Origin of the sequence: Nitriliruptor sp. (assembly GCF_040882075.1) — a bacterium.
GTDB lineage: Bacteria > Actinomycetota > Nitriliruptoria > Nitriliruptorales > Nitriliruptoraceae > Nitriliruptor.
In genome coordinates this window covers 1-9,934 of the sequence record NZ_JBBEBZ010000088.1, presented here as the reverse complement: position 1 = coordinate 9,934, position 9,934 = coordinate 1, and the positions used below count along the sequence as shown (strand labels likewise).

Here is a 9,934-nt window from a genome sequence, read left to right as displayed (position 1 = left end):
CGCACGGCGCTCTCGGATCGCCGGCGGCGCGGAGCGAAGCGAGCACGCACGGCGCTCTCGGATCGCCGGCGGCGCGGAGCGAAGCGAGCACGCACGGCGCCCTCGGATCGCGGTGTTGGACTACGACGCCGGCAACGTCCGCTCCGCCAAGCGGGCCTTCGACGTCGCGGGCGGCGACACGTTCATCACCCGTGACCCGGAGGAGGCGTCCGGAGCGGACGCGTTGGTCGTCCCCGGCGTCGGGCACTTCGCGTCCTGTGCCGCGGCGTTGCGCGGGTCGGGGCTGACCGCTCTGCTCGAGACCTGGATCGCCGACCAGCGCCCGTTGTTCGGCATCTGCGTCGGGATGCAGCTGCTCTACGAGCGCTCGCACGAGGGCGACGAGCCGGGCCTCGGGCTGCTGCCCGGGCACGTCGAACGGTTCCCCTCGACGGCCGTCGTCCCCCACCTCGGCTGGGACCTGATCCACGCCGCCGAGGGTTCCGAGGACGACCCGCTGCTCGTCGGCGTGGCGGGGGAGCGGTGCTACTTCGTCCACGGCTACTACGCCGTGCCGGTCGACGCGTGGCACGTGGTCGCCCGCACCGCCTACGGCGGGGTCGACTTCCCCTGCATCGTCCGCGAGGGCAGCGTCGTCGGCACCCAGTTCCACCCCGAGAAGAGCGGCGAGGTCGGACGGCGCCTGCTCGCCAACTGGGTGACGGCCCTCCCGAGCTGACCCTCGCCCGCTGCTGGACGGGGCGGTCTCAGGCGAGCCAGCGCCGCAGGTGGTCCGCGACCGCCGGGTCGCGCATCATCCGGAAGTGGCCCGCGGCGACCTCGAGCTTCTCGACCTGCCCGCCGGCGAGGACGCGTCGGCCGTCGTCGCCGAGCGCGGACGATGCGGTGACCAGCGAGTCGCCGATGACCTTCGCCACGGGGTGGTGAGGCGACCGCGTGAGACGTCCGGCGATCTGGTGGTGGGTGGCCTGGTCGGGGAGCGGGATGATCGTGTCCGGCTCGGGGATGTACCCGTCGAGCCCGCCGATGCCGTCCTCGTGGACCACGCCCTCGCCCCAGCACTCGTCGCTCAGCGCGCCGTAGCGCAGGTCCTTGATGCCGCGTGCCCGTGTGTCGATCACCTGCGCGATGACCTCGCCCTCGGGGATCCGGCGCAGGAGCCGGGTGCCGGCGTTGGCGGCGCGCTCGAGCCACGAACCGAGGTGCGGGGTGCCGATCGACACGGTGTGACGGACCAGGTCCGGCCAGCGCCGGTCGCCGGCTGCGGTCGCGCATCGGGCTCCCGACCGGATGATCAACCCTCCCATCGAGTGGCCGATGAGGGTCAGCTCGGTGACGGGGACGGGCCACGCGTCGACGAGATCCTCGAGGAGGGCGTCGAGCTCGGCGCCGTTCGTGCCGATCGCCCTCCCCGATCCGTACCGCAGGCGGACCGGGGTCCACCCGAGCTCGGCGACGACGTCGGGGAGCACCACACCCTCGTCGTTGTCCCAGCAGCAGTCGCTCTCGGTCAGGCCGTGCAGGAACACCGCCACCCGCGAGGAGGGGTCGGGGAACCCCTCGGCCAGCGTCTCGGGGGTGGCCGGCCGCGTGCGACCGTCGACGCGGATGGAGACGGGCAGATCGAGCGAGGGGTGGTCGCTGGCGAAGCGGTCGCCGATGACGCCGTGCAGGATCGAGGCGGCGCGGCTGTGGCCGGGAGAGGTGTCGAACCAGCGCACCTCGCGGTCGCTCGTGACGACGCCCGCGACGGTGACACCGGCGGCGGTCAGTCCGCGGAGGCCGAGACGCACGCTGCCGTAGACCACGGAGCTGACGGCGTCGTGCGCGACGCGGACCGGCAGCGAACCGGGCACGTAGCGGAACACCCGGCTGGCGATGGCACGGTGCAGACCCTGCGTCACGGCCACCACGGTCGCTTCGGCGTGGTGGCCGGCGAGCGCGGTGAGGTCGCGCACGTCGTTGTGGAGGGTGTGCGAGGTCGCTGCGGCCACCCATGTCCCGATCGGTTCGAAGGCGACGAACGCTACCGGCTGATGCGCTCGGGACGGCCCCATCTGCCGCCCCGAGCCGCAGGGGTCGGTGACCTGTGACGTACCCTTCCCGCCGCCCGTCCGTCCCACGCCACACCTCCCGCCACCTGCCGAGGAACCGCTGTGCTCACCCTCTACCCGGCTGTCGACATCAAGGATGGCCGCGCCGTCCGGCTGACCCAGGGACGCGCCGACGAGGAGACCGTCTACGACGCGGACCCCGTCGCCGCAGCGCAGCGCTTCGCGGACGCCGGGACCTCGTGGCTGCACGTGGTGGACCTCGACGCGGCCTTCACCGGTGAGCCTCGGAACCGGCACCTGATCGCGGCCATCGTCGAGGCGACCGGTTGCCGGGTCCAGGCGTCCGGTGGCGTCCGTACCCTCGAGGATGTGGAAGCGTCGCTCGGGTACGGCGCCGAGCGGGTCGTCATCGGGACCATGGCGCTCTCCGACCCCGGGTTCGTCGCCGATGTGCTCGACCGCGTCGGCCCCCGCATCGCGGTCGGTCTCGACGCTCGCGGCACGGTCCTGCAGGCACGCGGGTGGACCGAGGAGGCGGGTGACCTGTTCGCGGCGCTCGAACGCTTCACCGAGATGGGCGTCCCGCGCTTCGTCTACACCGACGTGGCCAAGGACGGGATGCTCCAGGGGCCCAACGTCGACATGTTGCGCCGCGTGGTCGATGCCACGGACGCCGCCGTGACGGCATCCGGAGGGGTGAGCAGCCTCGACGATCTGCGGACGCTCGCTGGATGCCACGAACGCGTCGACGCCGCCATCGTCGGCAAGGCGCTCTACAGCGAGGCGTTCACGCTCGAAAAGGCCCTCGCGGCCGTCGCCCTGGTCGCAGGTGACGACGCGTGAGCGGACCGACCGTCCCCGACGCGGTCCGCCCCGACGGTCTGGCGGCCCGGGTGATCCCCTGCCTCGACGTCACCGGCGGTCGGGTCGTCAAGGGCGTCAACTTCGTCGACCTCCGCGACGCGGGTGACCCGGTCGAGCTGGCGGCGTTCTACGACGCCGAGGGTGCCGACGAGCTCTGCTTCCTCGACATCACCGCCTCCTCCGACGATCGCGCCATCATGCGCGACGTGGTCGAGCGGGTCGCTGATCAGGTCGGCATCCCGTTCACGGTCGGCGGGGGCATGCGATCGGTCGACGACGCGCGCGCGATGCTGCACGCCGGTGCTGACAAGATCTCGTTCAACACCGCCGCCGTCGACCGGCCCGAGCTGCTGAGGGAGGTGGCCGATGCGGTCGGCTCGCAGTCGGTGGTCGCGGCCGTCGATGCTCGCCGTCAGGTCCCGGACGATCCGGATGCCGGGTGGGAGGTGTTCGTCCACGGAGGCCGGACGGCGACCGGCCTGGACGTGGTCGCGTGGTGTCGCGAGGTGGTGGAGCGGGGTGCGGGCGAGATCCTGCTGACGTCGATGGACCGGGACGGGACCAAGGTCGGTTTCGATCTCGATCTGCTGCGTGCGGTGACGGGTGCCGTCCGGGTCCCGGTGATCGCGTCCGGGGGGGCCGGGTCGGCCGACCACCTCGCTGACGGTGTGCTCGAGGGCCGCTCGTCGGCGGTGCTCGCGGCGTCGATCTTCCACTTCGGTGAGCTGCGCATCTGCGACGTGAAACGTCGGATGGGGGAGCGCGGCGTCATCGTGCGCGAGGTGCTGACGACGACCTGAACGGCGCTGTCAGACCGTCCCGGTGTCCGGTGCGAAGAGCGCCAGCACGGCGGCTCGAACGTCGGCAGCTGAACGTGTGGGCACCTGGTCGGTGCCACAGTGCAGACACCGGGTGCTGGGGAGGTCGAACCGCACGGTGGTCACCGGCAGCCCCGGTACGTCGGCGACCGGCACCGGCCGCTCGGTGCGCCGCACGGGCATGGTCAGCTCCTGCGAGCAGGTCGTGCAGCGGTCACCCCGGCCGAGCCGACGACGGTCGGCCACCGGGAGCCGCGTCAGGACCTCGTCGGCCACCTCGGCGCCGACGTCCGGTGACCGGTGGTGTCCGGTCGGGCAGTCGACGACCCAGCCCACCTCGAGCAGCGCGGCGACGGTGCCGGAGGTCGCCTCACGGGCCGCACCCGCCACCACGGGACCCACCTGCCCGCAGCTCGCGCAGCGTCGCCCGGTGCCGGTGGTCACGGGCCGAGGAAGCGGTCCCGGAGCTCGCGCTCGAGGCGCTCCTGGCACACCGCCTCGCTGCCGGTCTCCTCGATGCAGGCCTCGAGTTCACCCGCGAACCCGAACCCGAAGGCGATCAGCGCGATGACGATGAGGACGCCGAGCAGCGTGCTGATCGCGCCGGTGACGATCCCGCCGATGGCCAGGCCGCGCCCCGATGCCTCGCCGCGCGAGGTGCGGCGGACCGCGATGATGCCGGTCACGATGGCGGCGATCCCGAGCAGCGCACCGAGCCCGAAGACGATCAGCAGGGGCAACGACAGGATCCCGAGCACCAACGAGCTGGTCGCCACGCCGGACGAGGTGCTGGTCGCTGCGCCGGCCCACGTGGGCGAGCCGGGTGCCGGACCGGTCGACGGTGGGTGCCCGCCCCAGACGGGGCCGTCGGCGCTCGGTGATGACCCCCACGCGGGATCGTGGTCTCCGCCTGCCTCGCGCGGCTCCACGTCGCCCGGTCCGCCACCCGACGGCTCGGTACCGGCCGATGCCTGCGTATCGCGGTCCTCCGAGGTCGCCGGGACACCGGGAGCGGGAGGCAGCGGGTCGGTACCGGCCACGCCGCCGTCGGCGACGTGATCGGTCCAGCGCTGACCGTCCCAGTAGCGGTGCTCGTGGTTGCCCGACGGGTCGGGGTGCCAGGCGGCGGGGCTGCTCACGGTTCCCTCGGCGATCTCGGGCTGCGACGTCGTGACGGACGGTAGACCACCCCTCGGTAGGCTCGCTCGCCCGCGGCCACCCGACGCCGTGTCCCCCGTGAGAGAGCCCTCCGTGCCCGACCTCTCCGCCGTCGCGTTCGACGATGGTGGTCTCGTACCCGCGGTCGTCCAGCAGCACGACACCGGCGAGGTGCTGATGGTGGCGTGGATGGACCGTACGAGCCTCGAACGCACCCTCGATAGCGGTGAGACCGTCTTCTGGTCGCGGTCACGGCAGGAGCTGTGGCACAAGGGGGCGACCTCGGGTGACACCCAGCGGGTCGTCGAGGTCCGGATCGATTGCGACGGGGACACGCTGCTCGTCCTCGTCGACCAACACGGTCGCGGCGCCTGCCACACGGGGGAGCGTTCGTGCTTCGGTCGCGTGCTCGTTGAACCCGTGGACGCGGCGTCCGCCCCACCGGCACCGCCGCTCTGGACGTCCGATACCACCGAGGAGCTCCGGCCGTGAGCCAGTCCGACCGTGCCCCGACCCGTGAGGAGTTCGTCGCGCTCGCGGCCGACCACGGCGTCGTCCCGGTCTGGCGGGAGGTCCTCGCCGACCTCGAGACACCGCTGTCGGTCCACGCCAAGCTCGGACGTGACGGGCGGTCGTTCCTGCTGGAATCGGCCGAGCACGGGGAACGGTGGGGGCGGTACTCGTTCGTCGGCTTCGATCCGTTCCTCACACTGATCGGCCGCGACGGCGACACCGTCTGGGAGGGCCAGCCTCCGACCGGTTGTGACGAGGCGACGGGGCCGCTCGACGCGCTGGCACGCGCGACCGCGGCCTACCGCGCGCCGCAGCTGGTCGACCTGCCGCTGCACGGCGGTGCCGTCGGGTACATCGGGTACGACGCCGTCCGCGAGGTCGAGGACATCCCCGCCACGGGCGAGGACGACCTCCAGCTGCCCGACGTGATCATGCTGTTCCCGCGCCACGTCGTCGCGCTCGACCACGGCCGCCAGGTCCTCACCGTCGTCACCAACGTGACCGTCGACGACCTCGGCGCCGGCGACGACGACGAACTCGGTCGCCGCTACGACGATGCCGTGGCCGCGACCGACGCCGTCGTCGAACGGCTCGCCACCGCTGCTCCGCCGCTGCCACCGGTTGCCCCGCCCGTCAAGGCCGCACCGCCGCGGGTGCCGTCGAACCTCGCCCCTGGCGAGTACGAGCAGCTCGTCGAGGTCGTCAAGGAACACATCCGCGCCGGTGACACCTTCCAGACCGTCATCAGCCAGCGGTTCAGCGTGGACACGTCCGCGTCCGCCTTCGACCTCTACCGCGTGCTGCGCGTCATCAACCCGTCGCCGTACCTGTTCCTGCTCGACCTCGGCGAGGCACAGATCGTGGGCTCGTCCCCCGAGGCGCTCGTGCAGGTCCAGGGCGACCACGTCGAGACCTGGCCGATCGCGGGTACGCGTCCGCGCGGCGCGACACCCGCCGAGGACCGCGAACACGAGCGGTCGTTGATCGCGGACGCCAAGGAACGGGCCGAGCACGTCATGCTCGTGGACCTCGCGCGCAACGACCTCGGCCGCGTGTGCGAGACCGGTTCGGTCCGCGTGGGCGAACTGATGCACGTCGAGCGCTACAGCCACGTCATGCACCTGGCGAGCAGCGTGTCGGGCAAGCTCAGGGACGGGCTCGGACCCGTGGACGTGCTGCGTGCGGTGTTCCCCGCCGGGACCGTCTCCGGTGCCCCGAAGGTGCGGGCGATGGAGATCATCGACGACCTCGAACCGACCAGACGAGGCCCCTACGCCGGCGCCGTCGGGTACGTCGACTTCGCGGGCAACCTCGACACCTGCATCACCATCCGGACCGTCGTGTTGAAGGACGGGGTGGCGTACGTCCAGGCGGGAGCCGGGATCGTCGCCGACAGCCAGCCCCGGGCCGAGGAGCAGGAGACCCGGGACAAGGCCGGCGCGGTCCTCGCTGCCGTGCAGGCCGCTGAGCGCATCACCGCGCCGCAGGGTGACGGTTCGTGACCACCTACCTCGACGATCTGCTCGCTGGCGCGCGCCGTCGCGTCGCGGACGCGCGTGCTGTCGAACCGCTCGAAGCGCTCCGGGAGCGTGCGGACCAGGTGGCCACGCCACCGTCGTTCCGTGACGCGCTCGCGCAGCCCGGGGTCCAGGTCATCGCCGAGGTCAAGCGCGTGTCCCCGTCCAAGGGCGACCTCGCCCCCGACCTCGTGGCGCCCGTGCAGGCACGGGCGTACGCGGACGGTGGAGCGGCGGCGGTGTCGGTGCTGACCGAGCCCGACCGGTTCAAGGGAAGCCTGGCCGACCTGGCCGACGTCGCCGCGCTCGGTATCCCGGCGCTCCGCAAGGACTTCGTCGTCGACCCGTACCAGATCTGGGAGGCGCGGGTCGCCGGTGCCAGCGCCGTGCTGCTCATCGTCGCGGCGCTCGACGAACCGCTGCTGGCATCGCTGCTCGATGAGGCGGCGCAGGCGGGGCTCGACGTGCTGACCGAGATCCACGACGCGGCCGAGGTCGCGACGGCGACCCGGGTCGGTGCCGGCATCGTCGGCGTGAACGCTCGGGACCTGCGCAGCTTCGAGCTCGACCGCGACGGGTTCGGGCGGCTGCGTCCCCAGCTGGCCGACGGCGTGCTGGCGGTCAGCGAATCCGGCGTCCGCGACGCCGATGACGTGCGCCGCGCCGCCCGTGAGGGGGCCGACGCCGTTCTCGTCGGTGAGACGCTCGTGCGCGCCGACGACCCCACCGCTGCGGTGGCCGAACTGGTCGCTGCCGGCTCGGAACATGCCGCCACGCCGCGATCGGAGCGCACGTGACCGCCACGGATGCCACCTCCCGCGACGGCTACTTCGGCCGGTTCGGGGGCCAGTTCGTGCCCGAGGCGCTGTCGGGCGCGCTCGCCCAGCTGGTCGACGCGTGGGCCGACGCACAGACCGACCCGAGTTTCGGCGCCGAGCTCGACCGGCTGCGTCGCCAGTACGGCGGCCGCCCGACCCCGCTCTACCCCGCGGCGCGACTGTCGGAGGAGGCGGGGGTCGAGGTCTGGCTCAAGCGTGAGGACCTCGCGCACACCGGATCGCACAAGCTCAACAACGTCGTAGGTCAGGCCCTCCTGACGCAGCGCATGGGCAAGCCGCGCGTCATCGCCGAGACCGGTGCCGGGCAGCACGGGGTCGCGACCGCCACCGCCTCGGCGCTGTTCGGGCTGTCCTGCACGGTCTACATGGGTGCGGAAGACGTTCGCCGGCAGCGGCTGAACGTCGTGCGGATGCAGTTGCTCGGCACCGAGGTCGTGCCGGTCGAGTCCGGGACCCGCACGCTCAAGGACGCCATCAACGAGGCGATGCGGGACTGGGTGACCAACGTCGACGACACCCACTACCTGATCGGGTCGGCGATGGGTCCGCACCCGTTCCCGACGATCGTGCGCGAGCTGCAGAAGGTCATCTCCGTCGAATCCACCGAGCAGTTCGCCGAGGCGGCGGGAGGCGTGCCGGACGCGATCATCGCCTGCGTCGGCGGTGGCTCGAACGCCATCGGTTCGTTCGCCGAGTGGATCCCCGTCGACGGGGTGAAGCTGATCGGCGTCGAGGCGGCGGGCGATGGGGTCGGCAGCGGACGCTCCGCGGCGACCATCACCGAGGGGCGCGAGGCGGTCCTGCACGGCTCTCGGTCGATCGTGCTGGTCGACGACGATGGCCAGGTCAAGCCGGCGCACTCGGTGTCCGCCGGGCTCGACTACCCGGGGGTCGGCCCCGAGCACGCGTGGCTCGCCGACACCGGTCGGGGGACCTACGTCAGCGCCACGGACGAGGACGCGCTCCACGGCTTCCGCCGCACCTGCGAGCTCGAGGGCATCATCCCCGCGCTCGAACCGGCCCACGCGGTCGGTTGGTTGCTGCGTCACGGGCGCGACGTCCTCGGTGCCGACGCCCGGGTCATCCTCACGATGTCGGGTCGGGGCGACAAGGACGTCGACGAGGTGGTGGAGGTCGCCGGCTGGGACGTCGGTGTGGCGCGCGCGTTCGGTGAAGCTGCAGCGGGGGACAGCGGCGGCGACCGTGACCCGGGGGGCGTCGCAGGCAGCGAAGTGGCACCTCCCGGACGAGGTCACGAGGTGGACGCGTGACGGGCACGACCGAGACCACGGGGCACCGGGCCATCGCGGACGCGTTCGCCCGCGCTCGCGCCGAGGACCGTGCCGCGTTGGTCGTCTACCTCACCGCGGGTTTCCCCGACCCGACCACCTCCCGGGCGTGCTTCGAGGCGGCGGTCGAGGCGGGTGCGGACGTGCTCGAGGTCGGACTGCCGTTCAGCGACCCGATGATGGACGGGCCGGTCATCCAGGCCGCGAACCAGGTCGTCCTCGACGCCGGCTTCACCCTGACCGATCAGCTCGGGCTCGTCGGTGAGCTCGATCACCTCGAGGTCCCCAAGCTCGCGATGACCTACGTGACGATCGCGGACACGCGCGGCTACGACCGGTTCGCGCGGGAGTGCGCCGATGTCGGGCTGTCCGGCGTGATCCTGCCCGACCTGCCGGCGCCCGAGGCGGGCCCGTGGCTCGAGGCTGCGTCGAACGCCGGGCTCGCCACGGTGTTCCTCGCCGCCTCGGTCTCCAGCGACGACCGACTCGACGCACTCGCGGCGGTGTCGTCTGGGTGGGTGTACGCGACCGGGCTGATGGGGGTGACCGGGGTCAAGGGCGTCGCGCACGATCTCACCCGGCGACTGGTCGAGCGCGTCCGTGCGCGCACCGACCTGCCGGTGGCCGTCGGTATCGGGGTCAAGGACGCGGCGTCCGCGGCCGAAGTGGCCTCGTACGCCGATGGGGTGATCGTCGGCTCAGCCATCCTGCGAGCCGCAGGTGGGGACGACCCGTCGGGTGCTCCCGGGCGGGTCGCCGACCTCGTACGCGAGCTGCGCGCCGGCGCCTCGCGCCAGGCCTGAGCCCCGGCACGCACGACGCCCCACCGGCGGACCGGTGGGGCGTCGTGAGATGCGGCGTCGTGTGACGGTCAGCCGCCGA

Annotated in this window: 10 protein-coding genes and 1 pseudogene; 8 read left to right on the top strand and 3 right to left on the bottom strand. The window is 72.6% G+C overall.

The window, feature by feature from the left end:
* The first annotated feature begins 112 nt into the window (after positions 1 to 112).
* Positions 113 to 718 carry an imidazole glycerol phosphate synthase subunit HisH gene (gene hisH / locus WEB03_RS04700; RefSeq protein ID WP_368069811.1) on the top strand — a complete coding sequence of 202 codons (606 nt, stop codon included), beginning with the start codon at positions 113 to 115 and terminating at the stop codon, positions 716 to 718.
* 28 nt (positions 719 to 746) lie between these two features.
* Here the strand turns inward: hisH and WEB03_RS04695 are convergent, their stop codons facing one another.
* Positions 747 to 1,994 (bottom strand): esterase/lipase family protein, encoded by a 1,248-nt coding sequence (locus WEB03_RS04695; protein ID WP_368069810.1) that lies wholly within the window; start codon positions 1,992 to 1,994, stop codon positions 747 to 749.
* 162 nt (positions 1,995 to 2,156) lie between these two features.
* Here WEB03_RS04695 and hisA point away from each other — a divergent pair, with 162 nt between their 5' ends.
* Both hisA and hisF read left to right on the top strand, forming a co-directional pair.
* Positions 2,157 to 2,897, top strand: coding sequence for a 1-(5-phosphoribosyl)-5-[(5-phosphoribosylamino)methylideneamino]imidazole-4-carboxamide isomerase (gene hisA / locus WEB03_RS04690; protein WP_368069809.1), 741 nt, complete (start codon positions 2,157 to 2,159; stop codon positions 2,895 to 2,897).
* Positions 2,894 to 3,718, top strand: coding sequence for an imidazole glycerol phosphate synthase subunit HisF (gene hisF, locus WEB03_RS04685; RefSeq protein WP_368069808.1), 825 nt, complete (start codon positions 2,894 to 2,896; stop codon positions 3,716 to 3,718). Before hisA ends, hisF begins: the two co-directional genes overlap by 4 nt.
* 9 nt (positions 3,719 to 3,727) lie before the next feature.
* Here the strand turns inward: hisF and WEB03_RS04680 are convergent, their stop codons facing one another.
* Entirely contained in the window at positions 3,728 to 4,129 is a 402-nt protein-coding gene (locus tag WEB03_RS04680; protein ID WP_368069807.1) for a hypothetical protein, read from the bottom strand.
* A 47-nt stretch (positions 4,130 to 4,176) separates the two neighbouring features.
* Entirely contained in the window at positions 4,177 to 4,875 is a 699-nt protein-coding gene (locus WEB03_RS04675; protein ID WP_368069806.1) for a DUF4190 domain-containing protein, read from the bottom strand.
* Between the two features lie 88 nt (positions 4,876 to 4,963).
* On the opposite strand from WEB03_RS04675, the pseudogene hisI reads away from it, so the two are divergent.
* The 5 genes and pseudogenes from hisI to trpA all read left to right on the top strand — a co-directional run.
* A pseudogene (gene hisI, locus WEB03_RS04670) lies at positions 4,964 to 5,302 on the top strand (phosphoribosyl-AMP cyclohydrolase); the annotation flags it as partial.
* 80 nt (positions 5,303 to 5,382) lie between these two features.
* Positions 5,383 to 6,909, top strand: coding sequence for an anthranilate synthase component I (gene trpE, locus WEB03_RS04665; protein WP_368069805.1), 1,527 nt, complete (start codon positions 5,383 to 5,385; stop codon positions 6,907 to 6,909).
* Positions 6,906 to 7,721: an indole-3-glycerol phosphate synthase TrpC gene (locus WEB03_RS04660; RefSeq protein WP_368069804.1), complete on the top strand. Its 816-nt coding sequence runs from the start codon at positions 6,906 to 6,908 to the stop codon at positions 7,719 to 7,721. The genes trpE and WEB03_RS04660 overlap by 4 nt, the downstream gene beginning before the upstream one ends.
* Positions 7,718 to 9,034 carry a tryptophan synthase subunit beta gene (gene trpB, locus WEB03_RS04655; RefSeq protein ID WP_368069803.1) on the top strand — a complete coding sequence of 439 codons (1,317 nt, stop codon included), beginning with the start codon at positions 7,718 to 7,720 and terminating at the stop codon, positions 9,032 to 9,034. Before WEB03_RS04660 ends, trpB begins: the two co-directional genes overlap by 4 nt.
* Positions 9,031 to 9,855: a tryptophan synthase subunit alpha gene (gene trpA / locus WEB03_RS04650; protein WP_368069802.1), complete on the top strand. Its 825-nt coding sequence runs from the start codon at positions 9,031 to 9,033 to the stop codon at positions 9,853 to 9,855. Before trpB ends, trpA begins: the two co-directional genes overlap by 4 nt.
* Positions 9,856 to 9,934 lie beyond the last annotated feature (79 nt).